Origin of the sequence: Aeromonas sp. 97A, from assembly GCF_051919185.1 — a bacterium.
In the GTDB taxonomy this organism is placed as follows: Bacteria; Pseudomonadota; Gammaproteobacteria; order Enterobacterales; family Aeromonadaceae; genus Aeromonas; species Aeromonas veronii.
In genome coordinates this window covers 1,338,409-1,362,688 of sequence record NZ_JBQBFF010000001.1, presented here as the reverse complement: position 1 = coordinate 1,362,688, position 24,280 = coordinate 1,338,409, and the positions used below count along the sequence as shown (strand labels likewise).

At 57.8% G+C, this 24,280-nt stretch carries 19 protein-coding genes and 1 pseudogene; 9 read left to right on the top strand and 11 right to left on the bottom strand.

Annotated elements, in window-relative coordinates:
- Positions 1-182: 182 nt before the first annotated feature.
- Complete coding sequence (locus ACTG27_RS06190; RefSeq protein WP_439979314.1) at positions 183-920, top strand: hypothetical protein; 738 nt, start codon at positions 183-185, stop codon at positions 918-920.
- A gap of 16 nt (positions 921-936) precedes the next feature.
- A complete protein-coding gene (locus tag ACTG27_RS06185) occupies positions 937-1,623 on the top strand; it encodes a DUF2987 domain-containing protein (protein WP_058057690.1) in 687 nt (228 codons plus the stop codon).
- A gap of 103 nt (positions 1,624-1,726) precedes the next feature.
- Here the strand turns inward: ACTG27_RS06185 and ttcA are convergent, their stop codons facing one another.
- The 11 genes from ttcA to ccoN all read right to left on the bottom strand — a co-directional run bounded on the left by ttcA (position 1,727) and on the right by ccoN (position 11,970).
- A complete protein-coding gene (ttcA, locus tag ACTG27_RS06180; protein ID WP_005336634.1) occupies positions 1,727-2,635 on the bottom strand; it encodes a tRNA 2-thiocytidine(32) synthetase TtcA in 909 nt (302 codons plus the stop codon).
- A gap of 74 nt (positions 2,636-2,709) precedes the next feature.
- Positions 2,710-3,657 carry a universal stress protein UspE gene (uspE, locus tag ACTG27_RS06175; protein WP_005345417.1) on the bottom strand — a complete coding sequence of 316 codons (948 nt, stop codon included), beginning with the start codon at positions 3,655-3,657 and terminating at the stop codon, positions 2,710-2,712.
- Between the two features lie 151 nt (positions 3,658-3,808).
- Positions 3,809-4,564 (bottom strand): FNR family transcription factor, encoded by a 756-nt coding sequence (locus ACTG27_RS06170; protein ID WP_005351934.1) that lies wholly within the window; start codon positions 4,562-4,564, stop codon positions 3,809-3,811.
- 68 nt (positions 4,565-4,632) lie between these two features.
- Entirely contained in the window at positions 4,633-5,319 is a 687-nt protein-coding gene (locus ACTG27_RS06165; protein ID WP_439979313.1) for a sulfite exporter TauE/SafE family protein, read from the bottom strand.
- Entirely contained in the window at positions 5,303-5,491 is a 189-nt protein-coding gene (gene ccoS, locus ACTG27_RS06160) for a cbb3-type cytochrome oxidase assembly protein CcoS (protein ID WP_005336630.1), read from the bottom strand. The genes ACTG27_RS06165 and ccoS overlap by 17 nt, the downstream gene beginning before the upstream one ends.
- A gap of 138 nt (positions 5,492-5,629) precedes the next feature.
- Positions 5,630-8,014, bottom strand: a complete 2,385-nt coding sequence (locus tag ACTG27_RS06155) for a heavy metal translocating P-type ATPase (RefSeq protein WP_439979312.1) — start codon at positions 8,012-8,014, stop codon at positions 5,630-5,632.
- An 86-nt stretch (positions 8,015-8,100) separates the two neighbouring features.
- A complete protein-coding gene (locus ACTG27_RS06150; RefSeq protein ID WP_439979311.1) occupies positions 8,101-8,601 on the bottom strand; it encodes a FixH family protein in 501 nt (166 codons plus the stop codon).
- Between the two features lie 140 nt (positions 8,602-8,741).
- A complete protein-coding gene (ccoP, locus tag ACTG27_RS06145; protein ID WP_019446377.1) occupies positions 8,742-9,725 on the bottom strand; it encodes a cytochrome-c oxidase, cbb3-type subunit III in 984 nt (327 codons plus the stop codon).
- Complete coding sequence (locus tag ACTG27_RS06140; RefSeq protein ID WP_005336620.1) at positions 9,725-9,904, bottom strand: CcoQ/FixQ family Cbb3-type cytochrome c oxidase assembly chaperone; 180 nt, start codon at positions 9,902-9,904, stop codon at positions 9,725-9,727. The genes ccoP and ACTG27_RS06140 overlap by 1 nt, the downstream gene beginning before the upstream one ends.
- Positions 9,905-9,914: 10 nt before the next feature.
- Positions 9,915-10,529, bottom strand: coding sequence for a cytochrome-c oxidase, cbb3-type subunit II (gene ccoO, locus ACTG27_RS06135; RefSeq protein ID WP_021230095.1), 615 nt, complete (start codon positions 10,527-10,529; stop codon positions 9,915-9,917).
- A gap of 16 nt (positions 10,530-10,545) precedes the next feature.
- Positions 10,546-11,970 (bottom strand): cytochrome-c oxidase, cbb3-type subunit I, encoded by a 1,425-nt coding sequence (gene ccoN / locus ACTG27_RS06130; protein WP_005336616.1) that lies wholly within the window; start codon positions 11,968-11,970, stop codon positions 10,546-10,548.
- A gap of 281 nt (positions 11,971-12,251) precedes the next feature.
- Here ccoN and ACTG27_RS06125 point away from each other — a divergent pair, with 281 nt between their 5' ends.
- The 7 genes and pseudogenes from ACTG27_RS06125 to ACTG27_RS06095 all read left to right on the top strand — a co-directional run bounded on the left by ACTG27_RS06125 (position 12,252) and on the right by ACTG27_RS06095 (position 24,208).
- Positions 12,252-12,713, top strand: a complete 462-nt coding sequence (locus ACTG27_RS06125; RefSeq protein ID WP_439979309.1) for a hypothetical protein — start codon at positions 12,252-12,254, stop codon at positions 12,711-12,713.
- 93 nt (positions 12,714-12,806) lie between these two features.
- The gene (locus tag ACTG27_RS06120) at positions 12,807-13,265 is read left to right on the top strand and encodes a GAF domain-containing protein (protein ID WP_005351924.1); all 459 of its coding nucleotides are present in this window, start codon (positions 12,807-12,809) and stop codon (positions 13,263-13,265) included.
- A 102-nt stretch (positions 13,266-13,367) separates the two neighbouring features.
- On the top strand, positions 13,368-14,006 hold the full coding sequence (proQ, locus tag ACTG27_RS06115; RefSeq protein ID WP_005351923.1) for an RNA chaperone ProQ: 639 nt from the start codon (positions 13,368-13,370) through the stop codon (positions 14,004-14,006).
- 8 nt (positions 14,007-14,014) lie between these two features.
- Positions 14,015-16,030 carry a carboxy terminal-processing peptidase gene (gene prc, locus ACTG27_RS06110; RefSeq protein WP_005351922.1) on the top strand — a complete coding sequence of 672 codons (2,016 nt, stop codon included), beginning with the start codon at positions 14,015-14,017 and terminating at the stop codon, positions 16,028-16,030.
- Between the two features lie 144 nt (positions 16,031-16,174).
- Positions 16,175-18,799, top strand: a complete 2,625-nt coding sequence (pepN, locus tag ACTG27_RS06105) for an aminopeptidase N (RefSeq protein ID WP_439979307.1) — start codon at positions 16,175-16,177, stop codon at positions 18,797-18,799.
- A gap of 71 nt (positions 18,800-18,870) precedes the next feature.
- Positions 18,871-19,092, top strand: coding sequence for a DUF2835 domain-containing protein (locus tag ACTG27_RS06100; RefSeq protein WP_033136823.1), 222 nt, complete (start codon positions 18,871-18,873; stop codon positions 19,090-19,092).
- Positions 19,093-19,370: 278 nt separating this feature from the next.
- Positions 19,371-24,208, top strand: a pseudogene (locus ACTG27_RS06095) (NAD-glutamate dehydrogenase).
- The last annotated feature ends 72 nt before the right edge of the window (positions 24,209-24,280 follow it).

Sequence of the window (24,280 nt, the reverse complement as noted above, 5' to 3'; positions counted from 1 at the left end):
CAGTGGCCATCGTGTTGAAAGAGGGCCGCATTCTATGCAGCCGACACATGAAATTAAAGGCTTTTTGGCCCGAATTAGCCGTAAGTGCGCAGGAAAAACGGCTACGAATAGCAGACCAAATCGCTATAATGTGCCACCTGATTTGGTCGTTTTCGATATTGGATAGTCAATTGAGTAATAAAATGCGTATTGGCGGCTCCCTTGAGCAGTCTCTGAACCAGGGCTACCGCCTTGATCTGAAAGGGGTCATCCAGGAGGGATGGCAACAGACCCGCCGTACCGGATTTGGCCTGCTGCTGGCGATTGTCGGGGTGACGGCGATCTGGATCCTGTTCAGCAATGTGCTGCTGTTGCCCTATCTGGGGGATGACAGCCAGATGAATGTGGCCATGGTGCTGAGCCTGTTGATGACGGTGGTGATGGCCCCCATGACCAGCTCCCTCGATATGCTGGGGTTGCAGCAGTCGGTCGGGGTGCGCGCCCGTGCCAACCAGGTGTTCGACTTCTTCCGCCACTTTGTACGCCTCGGCATGTTGAGCCTGCTTGGCAGTCTGCTCACCAGCCTGTTTGGCCCGCTATTCGATCTGCTGGGATTGCCCGCCGTACTCTCATTCATTCCCTCGGCCCTGATCGGCATGGGGCTGCTCTTTACCGTACCTCTGGTGCTGGAGCGCGGCCTGACGCCGCCCCAGGCCATTCTGGTCTCTCTCAAGCTCTTTGCGCGCGGCTGGCCCAGCATTGTGTTGTTCCACGGCGTGATGACCGCGCTCTTCTTCCTGGCTCTGATCCCCATGGGGTTGGGGCTTATCTGGGTGGCACCGCTCTATTTCAACTGCAAGGGGATCCTCTATCGGGATCTCTGCGGGGTGGGGGTAGAGGTTAACGAGGTGACAGAAGGCCCCAACCATTTCAATGCATGATGCAAAAGGACGTTGAATGACCCGTCGATATGGAGTGACCAAGGCTGTGCGCCAGAGTCTGCTAGCCACGCTCTTGCTGCCTGGGCTGGCGCTGGCTGAGCCGGTGCTGGATCTGCAATACAGCACCTTCTACAGCCAGATGAAGACCTTTGCCAAAGGGGAGTTTGGTCACGCCAGACTGGGGTTTTATCTGACCGATCCGCAAAATGGTCAGCGCTGTGGCCTAACCTTTGCCCGGGTTGCAACCGACAGCAAGGAAGTGGCGGGCGAGGTAACGGTCGATAGCGAACTGCGCCTGCCTTTTGATGAGGATCTCAACCTCGACAAGGGGATCGTGACCGTCGGCCTGAAAGAAGAGCACGCCACATGCGATATGACGGTACAGGTGATGGCCGACGTACCAAATGGCCCCGAGCTGCCGCTGGCGGAGTTGGCGGCCCGTCAGCAGCAGATGCAGTCGCTGCTCGACAAGATGGCGGGCATGGTCGGCAAGCACTTCCTGCCGAAGATGGAAGGGGTACGCATTACCCTGGTGCAACAGAGCGGCACCGCCTATCTGATTGATGGCGCCCGTCAGGAGGCGCTGCCCTGGCAGGAAGGCCACCTGCTGCTGAGCAATGAGCAATTGGCCGCGTTCGCGACCGGGCAACTGCGCCTGCAGGGTGACGTGCTGCGACTGACCCCCTGGTTGCACAAGGGCTGATATAGATGGTGCTGTCACGTTGGTAACAGGCAGATCAAGAAAGCAAAAAGGAGCGATGATCGCTCCTTTTTTTATTGTGTGGCGTTTGCCTTGTGAGCGCGGCTTAGCGCACTTCAATCACATCCAGCATGTCCATCTCGTCGATGTCCAGCAGCGGCGCCTTTGGCATCTCGGGCGGATCAAACGCCTTGTCGCCGCCATCTATGATGCCGGAGTCGCGGTTGATGCTCTTGAAGTCAAACAGCTTGTGATCGAGCAGGTGGCTCGGGATCACGTCCTGAATTGCTGTGAACATGGTTTCGATACGACCGGGGAAGCGGCGATCCCAATCCTGCATCATCTGTTTGATGGCCTGACGCTGCAGGTTCTCCTGCGAGCCGCACAGGTTGCACGGAATGATGGGGAAGGCTTTGACGTCGGCGTAGCGGATCAGATCCTTCTCTTTGCAGTAGGCCAGCGGGCGGATCACCACGTTCTTGCCATCGTCGCTCACCAGCTTGGGCGGCATGGACTTGAGCTTGCCACCGTAGAACATGTTGAGGAACAGGGTCTCGAGGATGTCGTCGCGGTGGTGGCCAAGGGCAATCTTGGTGCAACCCAGCTCCTGGGCGGTGCGGTAGAGAATACCGCGGCGCAGCCGTGAGCAGAGGGAGCAGGTGGTTTTGCCTTCCGGTACCTTCTCCTTGACGATGGAGTAGGTATCTTCCTCGACGATCTTGTACTCGATGCCGAGGGAGTCCAAATACTCGGGCAGCACATGCTCGGGGAAGCCGGGCTGCTTCTGATCCAGGTTGACGGCAACCAGATCGAAATGGATGGGGGCGCTGGCTTTGAGGCTCATCAGTATGTCGAGCATACCGAAGCTGTCCTTGCCGCCGGAGAGGCAGACCATGACCTTGTCGCCCTCTTCAATCATGTTGAAGTCGGCAATGGCCTGACCTACGTTGCGCCGCAGGCGCTTTTGCAGTTTGTTGAAACTGTATTTTTCTTTGGCGTTCAGCTCTTCTAGCATGCTCGTAAAACCCGGGACACAAATAAGCGCGTTATTATAGCCATGTCCCGGGGGAGGGCAAGGTGCCAGGCACCTTATGATTGATTGCGACGACTGTCGACCGGGCAGCTGTAGTCGGCCGGTTTGAGGATCAGGATGTCGCAGGAGAGGCGATCGATCACATGTTCGGCAGTATTGCCGAGCAAAGCTGCAGAAAGCCCGGTACGGCCGACGCAGCCCATGATCATCAGGGTCGCCTTGAGCTCTTCGGCCATATCCGGCAACACCTCTTCCGGTAGTCCTTCAGCTACCCGGGTCCAGAGATGACCAATCCCGAACTTGTCGGCATGGCTGAGCAGCAGGCTTTCATGGTGTTTGCGGATCGCTTCGTTGTAGGCGTTGGGATCAAACTCCGGCAGCTCGATGGCCACGTTGACCGGGGTGCCCGGGTAGGTATTGACCAGATAGAGATTGGAGCCCAGCAGCTCGGCGATGTCACTCCCCTCCTGGGTGATCCGTTCGTTGAGCAGTTTCTGATCCGGATCGTCGCTTGAGCAGTTGATGGCGGCGATGATGTTGCCGCCCCGTTGCCAGTGACCCTCTTTGACCAGCAGCACCGGACAGGGGCATTTGCGCAGCAGGTGCCAGTCGGTGGGGGTAAAGATGAAGGTTTGCAGGAAGCTGTGATGATGAGTGGCTTTGACCACCAGATCGTGGCGCTGCTCCAGCACTTCCTGAATGACGCATTCGAAGGGACGATTGTGCCAGACCACTTTCACTTCGCATTCGATCCCCTGTGCCCGATAGGGGGTCAGGATCTCGTCCAGCCACTCACGTCGCTGTGAAATGACGCCGTCGCGCATCTCTTGCCGCTCATCCACCGAGAGCATGGCGGTCATTTCATACGAGAAGTCATAGATGGTGAGCAGCAGGGTCAGATGGGCGTTTTCGTCCAGCTCGGCGACTTTGACTGCCCGTTCGAGGGCGATTTGACGCTCCTCTTCTGGATTGATAACCACCAGAATATTCTGATATTTGACCATCTTCTCCTCCTTGGAAAAGTCCAATGACAGCAGAATCTTAGCCATTACAGCTTAGCGCAGGAGGAGGGTATGGGGAACGTACCGGATCACATTCCAGAGGAAAGGATCCGGCAGGGAAAGCAGAAGAAAAGCGGTAGGGTAAGCGAAAAAATCAGCCGCAGGGTGGGCGAGTTGCACCGGCCATCATGCCAAGGGCGACCTGATCCAGCACGGTAATGTATTTGCCTTTGACGCTGATGAGACCGGACTTCTGGAAGCGGCCGAGCAGACGACTGATAGTCTCAACGGTCAATCCCAGATAGTTGCCAATGTCACCACGGGTCATGGAGAGACGGAACTCCTTGGCGGAGAAACCACGCTCGGAGAAGCGTACCGACAGATTGTGCAGGAAGGCGGCGAGGCGCTCTTCGGCATTTTTCTTGGAGAGCAGCAGGATCATCTCCTGATCACCCATGATTTCGCTGCTCATCAGACGCATGATCTGCTGGCGCAGTTTGGGCATCTTGCCGGAGAGATCGTCCAGCACTTCAAAGGGGATCTCGCACACCATGGCTGTTTCCAGCGCCTGGGCGAAGGAGGGGTGGGCCTGCTTGTTGATGGCATCAAAACCGACCAGATCGCCAGCCAAGTGGAACGCAGTGATCTGCTCATCCCCTTGCTCGGTGATGGTGTAAGACTTGATGGTCCCGGAACGGATGGCATAGAGCGATTTGAACTCATCGCCAGCCTTGAACAGCTCTTCACCCTTCTGGATCGGCTTCTTTCGCTCGATGATGCTGTCCAGCTGATCAAGCTCGTTGTCGTTCAGAGTGAAGGGAATACAGAGCTGACTGATGCTGCAATCCTGGCAATGAATTGCACAGCCACCGCTCTGGATACGTCTGCCAGGTTTCTTTTCCGGGATCATAGGCTCATACGAATAATTGATTTATATCAAACAAGTTTACCACCAACTCATCCGTTTTGGATAGGGTTTCAAAAGGCAGCTATGCCAACCCACAGGGTATGAACCCCGAACAAAATGAGTAACAGAGCGCCGCCAAGGCGCAAACTGCGCAGGGTTAACCAGTATCTGAGGCGATCGGCAAGCCCCCCCAGTGCAAACAAGGTCGGCAGGGTGCCGAGACCAAAAAAGAGCATGATGAGCGCACCGCCACTGGCCGAACCGGCCGTCGCGCTCCAGGTCAGCATGGAGTAGACCAGCCCGCAGGGGAGCCAGCCCCACACCATGCCAAAGGGCAATGCCTGCAGCGGTGAGGTGAAGGGGAGAAACTTGCCCGCCAGCGGTTTGATTCGGGGCCAAAGTCTGGCGCCGAGCCGCTCCAGCAGCAAGATCCCTTGCCACCAGCCTGCCAGATAGAGACCAAGCGCAATCATCAATAACGCCGCTACTAGACGCAAGCCGGCGATGGCGTGTTTGCCAGCGCCCAGCTCGCTGGTGGTGGCGAGCAGGCCGCCCACCAAGGCTCCTGCGATGACATAGCTCAGGATCCGGCCGAGGTTGTAGTTGAGCAGATAGGCAAGCCGCCCCCAAAAATGCTGCTTGTTGGCTGGGATCGCCATGGAGAGCGCGGCAGAGACGCCACCACACATGCCGATGCAGTGGGCAGAGCCTGCCAGTCCGACCAGCAGGGCGCCGGCCAGATCAAGGTTGTGGGTCATGGTCAGCAGGCTTTACGGGTTTGTGGGCAGGTTGCTCTTCGTCAAACAGGATGTTGGAACCCTGCCGGTCGAGATCTTCAAACTGCTCGGAGCGAATGGCCCAGAAGAAGACGACCCCGGCGATGATCACAAACAGGATGGCGATGGGGATCAGGACAAAAATTATATTCATGAGAGGTACCTTGGCGTTCATCCTTGGCAAGCGTCCCCTATGGTAACCCTGTTCGGGCAGGGGGCCAGCCGCTATCAGTGAGAAATGTGGCCTGCATCGGAGGCAGGACACATTTTCAGCTATTTTCCGCCACCAGCCTCATCGGTTGAGGCGCATGGAGTTGGTTACCACGATGAGTGAACTGAGCGACATGCCCGCCGCCGCCAGATAGGGGGGCAGCCAGCCGCAGGCCGCCAGCGGCAGCACCAGCAGGTTGTAACCGATGGACCAGGCGAAGTTCTCGATGATGATCTTGTGGGTACGCATTGCCAGCACTCTGGCCTCGAGCAGTCGGCTCAGGTCATCGGCCAGCAGGATGGCATCGGCGCTGTTTTTCGCCAGATCGGTGCCACCAGCCATGGCAAACGAGGCGTGAGCTCCGGCCAGTACCGGGGCGTCGTTGATGCCATCGCCCACCATGATACTGATATCCCCCTGGGCTTCCCGGGCCTTGAGGTAGGCCAGCTTGCCATCGGGTGAGACTCCCTTGACCAGCTCATCCACCCCCAGTTCCCGGGCAATCTCGTCTGCTTGCAGAGAGCTGTCGCCAGTCAGCACGGTAGTTTGCAGACCTGCTGCCTTGAATGCCGCGATCAGCGCCCTGGCATCGGGGCGCAGGGTATCTTCCAGATTGAAGCGGGCCAAGACCTGCTTCTCGTCGGCCAGATAGATAGCCAGACCGCGGCCGCGTTCTTGCGCCGGATCCAGCCCAAGCCAGCGGGCACTGCCGATGCGGTAGCGTACGTCATCCACCAGCGCTGTGATGCCGTGACCGATGACCGGGGTGATCTCGCGAACGGATGGCAGCACACTGATACTGTCGGTGGGTAGCCGGAAGGCGCGAGCTATGGGGTGCTCGGATTGCGCCTCCATGGCCCGGGCGATGGCGAGGCATTGCGTCTCGTCCATCTCTGCCAAGGTGGTGGTGCCGGTCAGACTGATCTCACCTGTGGTCAGGGTGCCAGTCTTGTCCATCACGATCCGGTTGGCCTTGGTCAGTACGTCCAGCACATGACCACGGCGCAGCAGAATGCCGTTGCGGGTCAGATTGGCAGTAGCCGAGGTTAGCGCCGTCGGAGTCGCCAGCGACAGGGCGCAAGGGCAAGTGGCAACCAGCACGGCGAGGGTGACCCAGAACGCCTGATCCGGTTGATGGAAGTGCCAGAAGGTCCAGACCGCAGCGGCAATGATCAGCAACACCAGAATAAAGTGGCGCGACAACTGGTCTGCCATCTGGGCGATGGCCGGTTTGTCGTCGAGGGCATGATCCTGCAGCCGCATGATCTGGGCGATCCGCGACTCTTCGATACGGTGGCTGACCCGGATCTGCAGCGGCGCATCCGTGTTGATGGTGCCGGCATAGACCTGATCACCGCGCTGTTTGAGCAGGGGCAGCTGTTCACCGGTCAGCATGGATTCGTTGATGCTGGCTTGTCCTTCGACAATGATGCCGTCCGCCGGCAAGGTGGCGCCAGCCAGCACACGTACCCGATCGCCGACCTGCAAGGTCTTGGCTGCTACCTCATGTTCCCCTTCATCATCGATGCGGGTCGCCATGATGGGCACCAGTCGCGCCAGGTTGGAGCTCGACTCCGACGCCTTGCGCCGGGCCCGCAACTCGAGAAAGCGCCCCAGCAGCAGAAAGAAGACGAACATGGTGATGGAGTCGTAATAGACCTCACCGGTATTGAACACAGTGGCCCACATGGAGGCAACAAAGGCACCAATCAGCGCCAGCGACACCGACACATCCATCGACAGGTGACCCTGTTTCAGGCTGCGCCAGGCACCCACGTAAAAGGGCTGGGCTGAATAGATCATGATGGGGGTGGAAAGCAGCAGGCTTATCCACTTGAAGTAGACCATGAACTCATCTTCAACGCTGATGAAGAGATCCATATAGAGGGCCACGGCGCACATCATCACCTGCATCGAGCCAAGCCCTGCCAGTGCCAGCCGGAACATATAGCTGCGCACCTCTTTGGCGTAGAGCGCCTCCTGTTGATGGGTCTGGAACGGGTAGGCACGATAACCGATCTGGGCAAATCCCTTGAGAATGTCACTCAGGGAGAGCTGGTCCGGATCCCACTTGATGCGGGCCCGGTGGGTGGTGGTGTTGACGTTGATGTAGCGCAGGCCGCAAAGGGTCATTAGGTGGCGTTCGATCAGCCAGGCACAGGCGGCGCAGGTCAAGCCTTCAACTGTCAGCTGGATTTCGCGAAGGGTACCGCTATCGGTGACAAACTCCTGTTGCACTTCTGCCAGATCGTAGTGGGTGAGGGCGGCCAGCTCCTCGGGTACCAGATCCCCCTTGGTACCGGGGGCAGTGCGGTGATCGTAGTAACTGGCGAGGCCGCACTCCATGATGGTCTCTGCCACCGCCTGACAACCGGGGCAGCACATGGGGCGAACAATCCCCTTTATCTCGAGGGAATAGCCACTATTAGCGGGTACCGGCTCGCCACAGTGAAAACAGGGAGTCATGCGTTATGTCCCCCTGAATGCAGAATGCAAGCAGCAGGGGCGCTGGCGAGAACCGGCTCGCCACAGTGAGAACAGCCGGTCATGGCTTAGCGTCCTTTCGGGTCGAGTTCGACAGGGGCCAGGGTGGGCAGCTGGACGGTCTCTTGCAATCGCCACTCGTGGTCAAAGGCATCGACCCGAATGTGCCACTTGCCGACCAGCGGCTTGTCGAAATGGAGGCGATAGGTGCCGCTCGCATCGGCGGTGATCATGTGTTCGCTGTCCTGACCGGCCAAGGTCGGGTGGAACAATGAGAGATAGATAGCTTGCCCGGCAGGAATATCGCCGCTGATGGGGTTGAGAGTCAGCTCGTTGCCGTCAACCTCCAGCCCAAAGCGGATATTGAGCGCTTCGGAGCGGTCAAACTTGCTCAAGTCCTGATTGATCTCTTTCCCTTGTTTGTAATAGTCCTCGGCCACCAGATTGACCCCATCCTTGCTGGCGATGATGGCGGTGGCGATGCTGCCGACAACGGCGGCAGTGGGGAGGGCGATGATAAACCAGGGCCAGAATTGGCGATACCACGGTTTGGATAGGGGTTGGGTCATGATTGCTACTGCCATGAAACGAATGATTAACGTGGAAGATGGTTTTTACGCAACACAAGATAACAAAAAGCCTCGAGGAGTCGAGGCTTTTTGCTGTGTAATCACGTGTTTATCACATGTTACAACGTTACGGGCGAACCTTATTTGGCAGACTGTTGATGAGACAGGCTGTAAACGTAGGAGGCCAGCAGGTGAACCTTGTCCTCACCCAGAATATCTTTCCAGGCTGGCATCACGCCGTGACGACCGTGGGTGATGGTTTGCACTACCACTTCGCGGGAGCCACCGTAGAGCCAGGTGTTGTTGGTCAGATCTGGCGCGCCGACGGCAACACCGCCCTTGGCATCGGCCCCGTGGCAGGCAGCGCAGATGGCGAAGCGTGCTTCACCTTTCTTCGCTTCCACCAGGTCGACCTTGCGACCGGAGAGGCTCAGCACATAGGAGGCCACTTCCTGAACGCCATCTTTGCCGAGGATTTCACCCCAGGCAGCCATGATCCCCTGACGACCGCCCATGATGGTGGTCTTGATTTGATCAGGCTGGCCGCCCCATTGCCATTCGCTGTCGGTCAGGTTCGGGAAACCGCGACCACCGCGGGCGTCAGAGCCGTGGCACTGGGAGCAGTTCTGCAGGAACAGACGCTGACCCACTTTCAGGGCTTCCGGATCCTTGGCGATCTCGGTGATGGCACGATAGGTTTTGCCATCCGCTTCATAGGTGAGTTCACGGAACTTGGCGCCGTAGATCTCGTCAGCCTTGGCGACCTCACGGTCATACTCCACCGCGCGACCTTCAGCCTTGGCCGATTCGGTTGCAGCCTTGGACTCGGCCAGCGAGCGCACGTCCTGGTTGGAACTTTGCCAGCCCAGCAGGCCTTTGAAGTTGCCAAGCCCCGGGAAGGCGATCAGATAGACCAGACCGGTGACGATGAAGAAGAGGAACATGTAAGTCCACCACTTCGGCAGCGGGTTGTTGATCTCCTCGATGCCATCGAAGGAGTGACCCATCGATTTGCCTTCTTCAACACCCATCTTGTCCTTGCGGCACCACATCAGCAGCAAGAAGCAGCCGAGGATGGTTCCCAGACTGATGACAGTCACAAAAATGCTAAACAGAGTGCTCATTATTGTTTCGCTCCTGCGTTCTTTTTATCAGCACCGGGTTGCTCATCATCGGCAAAAACCAGATTGGCAGCCTCGTCGAAAGAGGTCTTGCGGCGTTTGCTGTAGGCCCAGACGATGATGCCAATCATGATGGCCATCAACAGCAGGGTATACAGACCGCGAAATGTGCCGTAGTCCATTTTCGCCTCCTTATTTCAGGGCATGACCCAGTGATTGCAGATAGGCCACCAGCGCATCCAGCTCGGTTTTGCCCTTGACGGCTTCGCCAGCACCCTGAATATCGGCGTCGGTATAGGGCACACCGAAGTGATCGCGGAACAGCGCCAGTTTTTTGCCGGTCATCTCGCCAGTCAGCACATTGGTATCAAGCCAGGGGTAGGCGGGCATGTTGGATTCCGGTACCACATCGCGCGGGTTGATAAGGTGAACCTTGTGCCACTCGTCAGAGTAACGGCCACCGACACGGGCCAGGTCCGGACCTGTACGCTTGGAGCCCCACAGGAAGGGGTGCTCCCAGACGCTCTCGCCAGCGACCGAGTAGTGACCGTAACGCTCGGTCTCGGCACGGAACGGACGGATCATCTGGCTGTGGCAGTTGGTGCAGCCTTCGCGAATGAAGATGTCGCGTCCTTCCATCTGCAGAGCGGTGTAGGGCTTGAGGCCCTCCACCGGCTCGGTGGTTTGCTTTTGGAAGAACAGCGGAGTGATTTCAACCAGGCCCCCCAGACTGATGGCGAAGATGATGCCGACCACCAGCATGGGAACGCTTTTTTCAAATATTTCGTGACGGTTATTGTTGCTCATGGGTTGACCTCTTCAATCATGCTGGCTGGGCGACAGGTTCCAGAGAACCTTTGGGCGCAGTGATGGTGCGATAGGCGTTGTAAGCCATCAGCAACATGCCGGTGACGAAGAAGCAGCCACCCAGGAAGCGCACGAAATAGAAGGGATAGGATGCCTGCAGCGCTTCAACGAAGCTGTAGGTCAGGGTGCCGTCTTCGTTGACTGCACGCCACATCAGGCCCTGCATCACGCCGGAAATCCACATGGCAACGATGTAGAGCACGGTGCCCACGGTCGCCAGCCAGAAGTGAACGTTGATCAGTTTGACGCTGTACATCCGGCCCTGGCCGAACAGGTTCGGGATCAGGTGATAGACCGCACCGATGGAGACCATGGCAACCCAGCCCAGCGCACCGGAGTGCACGTGACCGACGGTCCAGTCGGTGTAGTGGGAGAGAGCGTTGACGGTTTTTATCGCCATCATCGGGCCTTCGAAGGTCGACATGCCGTAGAAAGAGAGGGAGACGATCAGGAAGCGCAGGATGGGGTCATAACGCAGTTTGTGCCAGGCACCGGAGAGGGTCATGATGCCATTGATCATGCCGCCCCAGGAGGGTACGAACAGGATCAGGGACATCACCATGCCCAGCGACTGAGCCCAGTCAGGCAGTGCGGTGTAGTGCAGGTGGTGCGGACCGGCCCAGATATAGAGGGAGATCAACGCCCAGAAGTGCACGATTGAGAGGCGATAGGAGTAAACCGGACGACCGGCCTGCTTGGGCACGAAGTAGTACATCATCCCCAGGAAGCCAGCAGTCAGCAGGAAGCCTACCGCGTTGTGGCCATACCACCACTGCACCATGGCGTCCATGGCGCCGGAGTACATGGAGTAGGACTTCATGCCGGAGAGGGGCACTTCCATGTTGTTGACGATGTGCAGCACCGCAACGGTGATGATGAAGGCGCCGAAGAACCAGTTCGCCACATAGATGTGGGAGGTGGTGCGCTTCATCAGGGTGCCGAAGAAGACGATGGCATAGGCGACCCATACCACAGTGATGGCGATATCAATCGGCCACTCCAGCTCGGCATACTCTTTGGCGGAGGTGTAACCCAGCGGCAGAGAGATGGCGGCAGAGAGGATGATTGCTTGCCAGCCCCAGAAGACGAAGGTTGCCAGTGGGCCACCAAACAGTCTGGTTTGACAGGTGCGCTGAACCACGTAGAAGGAGGTGGCCATCAGTGCACTGACGCCGAAGGCGAAGATCACTGCGTTGGTATGGAGGGGCCGCAGACGACTGTAAGTCAGCCACGGGGTCTCGAAGTTGAGGGCAGGCCAGATCAACTGGGCTGCGATCAGTACGCCAACCGACATGCCGACAATTCCCCAGACAATCGTCATGACGGTAAACTGGCGAACAACGGTGTAGTTGTACTCAGGATGGTTAGTTGTATGGCTCATCGTTATATTCCGCTTCCGATGCTGCTGTTGTTTGGTTTTGTATCCGGAGGACCGGACTGGCTTCATCAGCCACCGCCGACCAGTTGTTAACATCTGTTAACGAAAGGAAAAGCAAAAGATGGCTAAATGAAAACTGCATGGGAATGATACTGAACTGACAGGTAAAATAACAGTATAAACAGTGATATATTTGGCTCCGTCCGGTCTCGATATGGCAGTTTTTTACCTTGTTCGAGATCACAAAAAACTATTTTAATTGCATCTTAATCGGGCTGTTTTTGATGAAAGAGAGACTTACCGCACGTAAAGTTTTGCACCTCGTACTGGTATTGGCGCTGTTATTGGCGCTGATGGCCTATCGCACCTGGTTTTCGGCCGATAACAGCGTCTCTGCTGACCAGAAAAAAGATCAGATTTGTGATCTTTCCCACACCCCTTGCAGTGCGCTGATTGGTGACAAGCCGCTGACGTTCGCCATCAAGGAATTACCGCTGCGCGCCGAACATGACTTTGCCATCGCTATTACCGGCGGCGATCCGGCCATCAAACCGGTGAAAGCGACACTCGAAGGCAAAGATATGTTTATGGGCACCATTCCGGTGAGTTTTGAAGAAATAGACGGACAGTGGCAGGGGGTGACCCAGGTGGGGAGCTGTACATCACCCGTCATGATCTGGTTGTTAAATATCGAGTGGAGTAATGGTCAACGCCAGCAATTGGCGCTTTCCGTTGCCCGGGAATAACGGCGCAAGAGGTGGGGAGTGGAAAAAATATTTGAAATTTCCCGGCCAGGCGTTACCTTCCCCAAACCATCAGGGAGTGAAGTTCATTTAATCATGATTGAAAAACAACCGTTTTATCGCACCCTCAACCAGCAGGCCAAGGCGCTGCTGGAGGGGGAAACCGATCTGATTGCCAATCTGGCCAACCTCTCCGCGCTGCTGAATCAGGAGCTGGAGGAGATCAACTGGGTCGGTTTTTATCTGTTGCAGGGCGAGACCCTGGTATTGGGGCCATTTCAGGGCAAACCGGCCTGCGTGCGGATCCCGGTCGGCCGCGGGGTGTGTGGTACGGCAGTGGCAGAGGGGAGAACCCAGCTCATTGACGATGTCCACCAGTTCGACGGTCACATCGCTTGTGATGGCGCGAGCAACTCGGAAATCGTGATCCCGGTTCGCCGTGGTGGCGAGATCATCGGGGTGCTCGATATCGACAGTCCGATTTTTAACCGTTTCGACCAGGAAGACCGGATTGGCCTCGAAGAAACGGTGCAAATTTTGGAAAGCATGCTCTAAGTCATTGCTAGATGGTTCGCAAAAGGCCCCAAGCTCTCTATAATGGGGCCTTTGTTGTGCTCGGGACGTGCCCGTGCGTTTATATGAAAGCCAAGGTTATACATGGAAAACACTGAGAAGCTGAAGAACAGTAAAGAGATCGTTGCCTACCTGGTCGAGAAATTCCCGGCCTGCTTCGTTGCTGAAGGAGAGGCCAAGCCGCTCAAGATTGGCATCTTCCAGGATTTGGCCGAGCGTCTTGCTGACGATGCCAGAGTCTCCAAGACCATGCTGCGTTCCGCACTGCGTCAATACACCTCCAGCTGGCGCTACCTGCACGGTCTCAAAGCTGGCCAGGCTCGCGTTGATCTGGATGGCAACCCGGGCGAGCTGCTGACCGAAGAGCACATCGAGCACGCCAAGCAAGCTCTGAAAGAGAGCAAAGAGCGCGTATTCGCCAGCCGTCGTACCAATACCAAAGAGAAGGATGAGAAGGCCAAGAAGCCTCGTCGTCCTGCTGTGCGCAAAACCGAGAAAGCTGATGTAGCTGCCAAGCCGAAAGCTGCCGCCAAGGCACCGGTCGCTGACGCTCCGCTGGTTAAAGTGGATGCCGCTACGCTGAAAGTGGGCCAGGATGTGCGCGTCGTTATGGGTAAATTCCCGGTTCCGGCAACCATCAAGGAAGTAACCAAGGACGATGTTCAGGTCCAACTGCAGACCGGCATGATGGTGCGGGTCAAATCAGAGCACTTGGTTCTCTAAGGAGACAAATGTTGAAGCATGGCGTAATTCGTTTTTCCCTCGTTGCCTGTAGCCTGGCGCTTGCCGGGCTTGCACAGGCCATCGAGCCGGTGCTCAAGGAGAGTGATTTGCCTGTGTTGGCTCAAGAGAGCCAACATGCTACGGCCAGCAAGCGAATTACCAATCTGTTTACCCGCTCGCACTACAAACAGTTCAAGCTGGACGATGCCTTTTCCTCCGTGATTTTCGATAAATATCTGGAGAATCTGGACTACAGCCGCAACCTGTTTTTGGCCTCTGATATCAGCCGTTTTGAAAAGTACCGTAACGGTTTTGACACCGACCTCGAAAGAGGCCGTCTGGCTCCCGCCTACGAGATGTTCAACCTGAGTCAGCAGCGGCGTTATGAGCGGTTCGAATACGCCCTCAAACTGCTTGATACTCCTTTCGATTTTACCCAGACCGACAACTATGTGTTTGATCGGGAAGGGGCGGCTTGGCCCAAAGATGAAGCAGAGCTCAACGAGCTGTGGCGTCAGCGGGTCAAGTTCGATGCCCTGAGTCTCAAGCTCAGCGGCAAGGAGTGGCCCGAGATCAAGGAGCTGCTTGGCAAGCGTTACAACAACGCCATCAAGCGGATGTCCCAGACCGAGAGCGAGGATGTCTTCCAGCTCTTCATGAACTCCTTCGCTCGCGCCATCGAACCGCACACCAGTTACCTCTCACCGCGCAGTGCCGATCGTTTCAATACCGAGATGAACCTCTCGCTCGAGGGGATTGGTGCAGTGTTACAGGCGGAAGATGACTTTACCGTCATCCGTTCTTTGGTGCCAGGTGGCCCGGCTGCCAAATCCAACCATCTCAAACCCGATGACAAGATCACCGGGGTGGGGCAGGAAGATGGCAAGATTGTCGATGTGATCGGCTGGCGTCTTGATGACGTGGTTGAGCTCATCAAGGGGCCCAAGGGGAGCAAGGTCAAGCTGGAGATCCAGCGCGGCAAGGGCGCAACCGCCAAGACCGAGCAGATCGAGCTGACCCGCGACAAGGTGCGCCTTGAAGACCGGGCGGCCAAGTCCAAGGTGATTAACGCCGAGGGCAAGAAGATAGGCGTCATCGAGATCCCGAGTTTCTACGTCAATCTGCATGATGACGTGATCAAGGAGCTCTCCAGCCTGAACAAGAAGAAGATCGATGGCTTGATCATCGATCTGCGCGGTAACGGCGGTGGCGCCCTGACCGAAGCTTCCGCCCTGAGCGGTCTCTTCTTTGCCAGCGGGCCCGTGGTGCAAATTCGTGATCACATGGGCCGTATCACGGTCAATGGCGATGACGATGGCAACGTCTACTACGGCGGGCCCATGTCGGTGATGATCGACCGCTACAGTGCCTCGGCCTCCGAGATCTTCGCTGCGGCCATGCAGGATTATGGCCGCGCGTTGATTCTGGGTGAAAACTCGTTCGGCAAGGGGACTGTGCAGCAGCATCGCAGTCTCGCCAAGGTCTATGACTTCTACGAGCAGCCGCTCGGTCACGTGCAGTACACCATCGCCAAATTCTACCGGATCGACGGTGGCAGCACCCAGAACAAGGGCGTTGCGCCGGATATCAGCTTCCCGACACCGGTTGCTCCGGAAGAGACGGGCGAAAGCCGTGAGTTCAATGCGTTGCCGTGGGACAAGATTGCCTCCGCCAACTACGAGAAACTCGGCAACTTCGCCAGCGTACTGCCCAAGTTGCAGGCGGCGCACGATGCCCGGATCGCCAAGGATCCCGAGTTTGCCTATGTGATGCAGGACATCGCCGACTACAAGGAGGAGAAAGACAAGAAGTCGGTCTCCCTCAACGAGGCGGAGCGTGTTGCAGAGCAGGCGAAACAGGATGAGAAAGCGCTCAAACGTACCAACGAGCGTCTGGCACGTCTTGGCAAGCCGGCGGTGAAGAGTCTGGATGAACTGCCCGCTGATTTTGAAGCGCCCGATGAGTATCTCATCGAAGCGGCCAATATCACGGCGGATCTTGCCAAGGTCAGCAAACGCAGCTGACAAGGCGACCTGTAATGCACAAGGGCGACTGCGGTCGCCCTTTCTTTTTGTCTGGCGTATCTGACGTAATGCAAATTGTTTGACCCCGCCAGTTGGTTGTGACAGCCTCTTTCTCGCCTTTAACAAGCGTGGAAGCAGACAATAATGACCGATCACTCCCAGGCCATGACGGCCAAATATCGCCAGGATTATCAGGCGCCGCTCTACTGGATCGACACCATCGACCTCGATTTCCAACTGCAGGAGCCGCTGACCCAGGTCACCGCCATCACCCGCATTCGTCGCAACGGCGAGCACAATGCGCCGCTCGTCCTCGATGGTGAGCAGCTGACCCTCAAGAGCGTTGCCATCGATGGCATTCCCTGTGACCACTACGAGCAAGGCGAGAGCACTCTGACCCTGTTCAACCTGCCGGCCGAATGTGTGCTGACCATTGTCACCCTGCTAGATCCGGCCGCCAACACCGCGCTGGAAGGGCTTTACAAGTCAGGCGATGCCTACTGCACCCAGTGTGAAGCGGAAGGCTTTCGCCGCATAACCTATTATCTGGACCGCCCCGACATTCTGGCGCGCTACAGCACCCGCATTACCGCCGACAAAGCCCAGTTCCCCTTCCTGCTCTCCAATGGCAACAAGGTCGACAGCGGTGATCTGGATGGCGGCCGTCACTTCGTGCAGTGGCAGGATCCTTTCCCCAAACCGAGCTACCTGTTTGCGCTGGTGGCCGGTGATTTCGATGTCGAGCGCAGCCACTACACCACCAAGAGCGGCCGCAAAGTGGCCCTCGAGATCTTCGTCGACAAGGGCAACCTCGATCGCGCCGGTTTTGCCATGGAGAGCCTCATCAACTCCATGCGTTGGGACGAACAGCGTTTCGGTCTCGAGTATGATCTCGACATCTACATGATCGTCGCGGTGGACTTCTTCAACATGGGCGCCATGGAGAACAAGGGGCTCAATATCTTCAACTCCAAGTTCGTGCTGGCCAATCCGGCCACCGCTACCGATAGCGACTACCACGGTATCGAACGGGTGATCGGTCACGAATATTTCCACAACTGGACCGGCAACCGCGTCACCTGTCGTGACTGGTTCCAGCTCAGCCTGAAAGAGGGGCTAACGGTGTTCCGGGATCAGGAGTTCTCCTCCGATCTGGGCTCCCGTGGCGTCAACCGCATCAACAACGTGCGTACCGTCCGTGGCCCGCAGTTTGCGGAAGATGCCGGCCCCATGGCGCACCCGATCCGCCCGGATGTGGTGATCGAGATGAACAACTTCTACACCCTGACCGTTTATGAAAAAGGGTCGGAAGTGATCCGCATGATGCACACCCTGCTGGGGGAAGATGCCTTCCAGGCCGGTATGCGTCTCTACTTCGAGCGTCACGACGGCTCGGCCGCCACCTGCGATGATTTCGTGCAGGCGATGGAGGATGCTTCCGGTGTGGATCTCGGTCGTTTCCGTCGCTGGTACAGCCAGTCCGGCACCCCCGAGCTGACCGTTACCGACGAGTACGATGCCGCCAGCGGTATCTATCGCCTCCATGTGAGCCAGCACACCCCGCCGACTCAGGATCAACCGCAAAAGCTGCCGCTGCATATCCCTCTCGACATCGAGCTCTATGACGAGCAGGGTGCCGTCATTGCGCTGCAGTATCAGGACAAGGCCATCGGCAACGTGCTCGATGTGCTGGAAGCGGAGCAGACCTTCGAATTCGATCGGGTGCCGGTCAAGCCGGTTCCCTCCCTGCTGCGGGACTTCTCCGCGCCGGTCAAGCTGCACTATGACTACAGCGACGAAGCGCTCGCCTTTCTGATGCGCTTTGCCCGCAACGAGTTTGCCCGTTGGGATGCGGCCCAGATGCTGATCAACAAAGCGGTCATCGACGGGGTGGCGCGGGTCCAGCACGGGCAGGGGCTTGAGCTCTCCCAAACCCTGCTTGCTGCCTTCGTCGCCATTCTGGACGACAGCGATCTCGATTTGGCCCTCAAGGCGGAGATCCTGGCGCTGCCCGGTGAGGCGACCCTGGCCGAGCTGTTCGAGGTGGCCGATATCGATGCCATCCATCAGGTGCGCGACGCGATCCATACCCGTCTTGCCGAGGCCTTTGGTGCGCGCTTGGCGGCGACCTATCAGAGTCTGCGTCTGAGCGGCTATCAGGTGGTGCATGCCGACATGGCCAAGCGGGCCCTCAAAGGGGTAGTGCTCGGCTATCTGACGGCGTTGGATGCGGAGCATGCCGATGCGCTGGTGCGCGAGCAGTATGCAACAGCCGACAACATGACCGACACCCTGGCGGCACTGCAGGTGGCCAACGGCTATCTGTTGCCATGCCGCGCTGCGCTGCTGGCCGATTTTGAAGGCAAGTGGGCCAAGGATGGCCTGGTGCTGGACAACTGGCTGCGGCTGATTGGCAGCAAACCGGCTGCCGATGTGCTTAGCGAAGTGAAACAGGCGATGAATCACCCCACTTTCAGCATTCGCAACCCGAACCGGCTGCGGGCGCTGATCGGCAGCTTCGCCATGAGCAATCAGGTTCAGTTCCATGCGGTGGATGGCAGCGGTTACCGCTTCCTGACCGATCTGCTGATCGAGCTCAACGAGGTCAATCCGCAGGTCGCTTCCCGCCTCATCACGCCGCTTATCCAGTTCAAGCGATTGGATGAGGCGCGCAAGGCCCTGATCCGCGCCGAGCTGACCCGTCTTGCCAACCTTGAGGGGTTGGCACGGGATCTGTTCGAGAAGGTCAGCAAGGCACTGCAGCAGTAACTGTCGACGGGGGCAGGGGCGTGAATGCGCCTGCCCCCATTGTGTGATTTGTCGTGTGATCAGGAGCAAGTGTGAAGCAGTTTACTTTTCGGCTCTCATTGAGCAGTGACGAGGTGATGCTGATGTATCAGGGCCATGCCAGACGGCTGGTGGTGCGCAGCGAACAGGGATTGACCCTGGAGCTTGGCATAGAAAAAATACGCCCCTTTGTCGCCATCAATGGTGTGCATGGCTATTTTCGGCTGAAAACCCAGGACGATTACCGCTTTATCAGTCTCGAACGCATAAATTAACAAAAACCGAACAGATTACCGACTGTTTATCTGCTTTGCGTCACTATCTATCCGGTAAACTGGCACAAAGGTAGTGGGAATTTCTGTATTTTTGGTTATTTGCAAAATTTCTCACAGTTTAAGCCGTGATCTGCACCTTGTTTTTAACATCTCGTTAGCACCTTTCCTCGCCTTCCCTTATCCAAGCCATTACACTTCGCAACAACTCTGCACCAGCGGGTAACCAGGGTGGTTGCCTCTGCGTCGGTGGTTAATGTCGTCCGATAAGGAATATAAAAATGGCATTGAAAGACGCCCCTACCTCAGTTCTGCTCGAAAACGTTCTCAGCTTGATCCATCAAAAGTTGCCCAAAAACAGCGCCTCTCTGGTCGAGCGCTTCGTTGCCAAGTTCTACGGCAACATGGCGAGCTCCGACCTGCACGATCGCAATGACAGCGATCTCTACGGCGCGGCCCTGAGCCTGTGGAATGCCCTCAATCAGCGCAGCGGTACCGATCCCTACATCCGGGTCTACAATCCCGAGCTGACCCGTCACGGCTGGCAATCGCCCCATACCATCGTCGAGGTGATCCTGCAGGACTCGCCCTTCCTGGTGGACTCCATCCGGATGGCGCTCAAGCGGCTCAATATCACTGCCCACATGATGCTGCACCAACCGCTGCACCTCATTCGTGGTGCGGATGGCAAGATTGACGCCATTCTGGAGCTCGACAACACCGACGGGCAGACCTCGGTTGAAACGGCATTCCTTATCGAGATCGATCACCTCACCAGCGAGGAGCAGATGGCCGCGCTGGCTACCGAGCTCAACTCGGTGGCCGGGGAAGTGGCGCTGGCAGTCGGCGACTGGCAGCCGATGCTGGCCAAGCTCAATGAGATCATTGACGAACTGCCCAAGCGCAAGCACCCGGTCAGCAAGGAGGAGGTGGCCTCCTGCGTTGCCTTCCTCAAATGGGTGGCTGCCCACAACTTCACCCTGATGGGGTATCGCCGTTACGACGTCAAGGCAGTGGAGGGGGATCACGAGATCCTGCCGCAGGCGAGCTCCAGTCTGGGGCTGATGAAGAACTCCATCAAGGAGGTGGGCCAGCGCCTTGGCAACATGCCGGCCAGCGCCCGTCATGCCGCTCTGAGTTCTGACCTGCTGATCCTCACCAAATCCAACAGCAAGTCCCGGGTGCACCGTCCGGCTTATGTGGATTACATCGGCATCAAGCGCTTTGACGAGCATGGCAAGGTGATCGGGGAAGATCGCTTCATAGGTCTCTACGCATCTTCCATCTACAACACCAGCGCGACCCAGATCCCGCTCATCAGCCATCGTCTCGAACGCATCATGGCCGCCTCCGGTCATGAGAAGGGCTCCCACGCCTACAAGGCGCTGCTGAACGTATTGGAAACCTATCCCCGTGACGAGCTGATCCAGGCCCGTGAAGAGGAACTGCTGGCTACCGGCCTTGGGGTGCTGGAGATGCAGGAGCGGGACATGCTGCGGCTGTTCGTGCGCCGCGACGTGTACGGCCGTTTCTTCTCCTGCATGGTCTATGTCACCAAGGAGCGCTACAACACGGCGCTGCGGATCAAGACCCAGCAAATATTGCAGAAATATTTTGGCAGCAATGAAGAGGTGGAGTTCAACGTCTACTTCACCGAAGGCGTGCTGGCGCGGACCCACTACATAGTGCGGGTCAACAACAACAACGTGGATGTGGATGTGAACGAAGTACAGAACAACCTGATTGAAGCGGCCCGCAGCTGGGACGACAGACTCGACTCCGTGCTGCTTTCCCACTATGGCGAGGCCCGTGGCAACGAGCTGCGCCGCCGTTTCAGCACCGCATTCCCCCGCGCTTACAAGGAAGATGTGCTGCCGGGCTCTGCCGTGGCCGACATCATGGCGCTCGATAACCTGAGCGAAGCCGAGCCGCTGGGCATGCTGTTTTACCGCGCGCAGGAGGAGGAGAACGATCGTCGGGTACGGCTCAAGCTGTTCCACCGCACCGAACCCATTCACCTCTCCGACGTGCTGCCGATGCTGGAGAACATGGGACTGCGGGTGATCGGCGAGACCCCGTATCAGGTTCGCACTCCGGGGGGCGATCTGTTCTGGATCCTCGACTTCTCCATGCTGCTGCATGGCGAGCAGCCCTTTGATCTGGCCCAGAGCCAGCAGCGCTTCCAGCAGGCGTTTGCTGCCATCTGGAACAAGCAGCTGGAAGATGATGGCTTCAACCGGTTGGTTCTGGGGGCGGGACTTACCGGCCGCCAGGTGTCGGTGCTGCGCGCCTATGCCAAATACATGCGTCAGACAGGCGTCTCCTTCAGCCAGTCCTATATCGAAGAGACCCTGACCCGCTACCCCGACATCGCCCAGTTGCTGTTTGCTCTTTTCGAACATCGCCTGGATCCTGCCGGCAAGCAGGACGCCAAGGTACAGGCCAAGCTGCACGAGGAGCTTGCCACCAAGCTGGATCAGGTTGCCAACCTGGACGACGATCGCATTATTCGCCGCTATGTGGATATGATCGACGCTACCCTGCGTACCAACTACTACCAGCTGGACAAGGCGGGCAACATCAAGCCCTACATCTCCTTCAAACTGGCTCCCTCCACTATCACCGACATGCCGCTGTCGCTGCCAAAATTCGAGATCTTCGTCTACTCGCCGCGAGTGGAAGGGGTACATCTGCGCTGGGGCAAGGTCGCCCGTGGCGGCCTGCGCTGGTCCGATCGAAAAGAGGACTTTCGCACCGAAGTGCTGGGTCTGGTGAAAGCCCAGCAGGTCAAGAACACTGTCATCGTACCGGTGGGGGCAAAAGGCGGCTTCTACTGCAAACAGATGCCGGTGGGGGCGCCCCGCGCCGTCATTCAGGAGGAGGGTAAGGCCTGTTATCGCCTGTTTATTCGTGGCCTGCTCGATGTGACCGACAACATCATCGGCGGCGAGGTGATCCCGCCCAAATCCGTGGTGCGCCACGATGAGGATGACTACTACCTGGTGGTCGCCGCAGACAAGGGGACCGCCACCTTCTCGGATATTGCCAACGAGATCAGCCTCGAATACGGTCACTGGCTCGGTGACGCGTTCGCCTCCGGCGGCTCGGTCGGTTACGACCACAAGAAGATGGGCATCACCGCCCGCGGGGCCTGGGAGTCGGTCAAGCGCCACTTCCGCGAGATCGGCGTCAACTGCCAGACCACAGATTTTACCTGCGTCGGGATCGGCGACATGGCAGGGGACGTGTTTGGCAACGGCATGCTGCTCTCCGAGCACACCCGGCTGGTGGGTGCGTTCAACCACATGCATATCTTCGTTGACCCCACTCCGGATGCGACCAAGAGCTTTGTTGAACGCCAGCGCCTGTTCGATCTTCCGGGCTCCAGCTGGGATGACTACAACCGCGAGCTGATATCACAAGGGGGCGGCATCTTCCTGCGCTCGGCCAAGTCCATCAAGCTGAGCCCCGAGATGCAGACCCTGCTCGGCACCGACAAGGCCAGCATGGCCCCAAACGAGTTGATCAAGGCGCTGCTCTGCCTCAATGTCGATCTGCTGTGGAACGGCGGCATCGGCACCTACGTGAAGAGCGCTCGCGAGAGCGATGGGGAAGTGGGCGATCGCAGCAACGATGCACTGCGAGTCAATGGTCGCGATCTGCGGGCCCGTATTGTGGGTGAGGGGGGTAACCTCGGCTTTACCCAGCTTGGCCGGGTGGAGTACGCCAGTCAGGGCGGTCGCATCAACACCGATTTTACCGACAACGTGGGCGGGGTGGATTGCTCCGACAACGAGGTGAACATCAAGATCCTGCTGAACCAGTTGGTGGCGACAGGGGATCTGACCCTCAAGCAGCGTAACCAGATGCTGTATGAGATGACCGACGACGTGGCGCAGATCGTGATCACCAACGCCTATCGCCAGTCCCAGTCCATATCGGTCACCAGCTTCCGCGGCTCTGAACAACTGAAAGAGCAGCAGCGCTTTATTCAGGGGCTGGAGCGGGAAGGCAAGCTCGACCGTGCGTTGGAGTTCCTGCCATCCGATGAGGAGCTCTCCGAACGGATGGCGGCAGGGCAGGACTGACCCGCCCCGAACTGGCGGTGCTGGTGGCTTACGGCAAGATGGTGCTGAAAGAGCAGCTCAACTGCCCGGAAGTGACCGACGAGCCCTTCCTCGCCAACATGCTGGTCACCAGCTTCCCGGCCAAAGTACAGCAGCAGTTTGGTGCACAGCTGGCCGATCACCCGCTACGCGGCGAGATCATCGCTACCCGGGTGGCCAACATGCTGGTCAATGACATGGGGCTCAACTTCGCCAGCCGGATGAAGGACGAGACCGGTGCCTCGGTCGCCGAAGTGGCCTGCTGCTTCGCCATGGCCCGCGAAGTGTTTGGCATGAACCAGCTGTGGCGCGATATCGAAGGGTGCGACAACTTGGTGGATGCCCAGACTCAGCTCGAGCTGATGTTCTACAGCCGCCGCATCGTGCGCCGTGCCACCCGCTGGTTCCTGCGCGCCCGCAATCGCAGTTGGAGCATCAGCGAGAACATCGCCTTCTTCCGTCCGGCGTTCGAGATCTTAGGGAAGCACCTTTACGAGGTGATGGATGAGAGCGAAGTGGCCGAGCATCGTCAGGCTGTTGCCAAGTGGATGGAGAAACAGGTGCCTGAGGCCATTGCCCGTCAGGTCGCCCATATGAGTAGCCTCTTCTCCAGCCTGGATCTGGCGCAGATTGCCGCAGAGCACAAGACCGATATCCTGCGTGCCGCCAATGTTTACTATCGCCTCGGTGCCAAACTGGATCTGCACTGGTTCCTCGACCAGATCAACCATCAGCCGGTCGGCAACCACTGGCAGGCGATGGCGCGAGCCTCCTTCCGCGAAGATCTTGACTGGCAGCAACGCAGTCTCACTTCTGTGGTACTGGAAGGGTGCAAAGATCAGGGAGAATGCGCTACCATACTGGCCGACTGGATTTCGGAGCATGAGCAACTCTTGTCCCGTTGGACCCATATGTTGGCCGACTTCAAGACCACCAGTACCCACGAGTTCGCCAAGTTCTCGGTGGCCTTGCGAGAGTTGAACCTGCTCCAGTTGAATTGTCGGGCACTTTAATTGCCAGATTAAGGCATGACACCGACATTACACCCAAAGCCCCGGCCAGTTGCCGGGGCTTTCTTTAAGGAG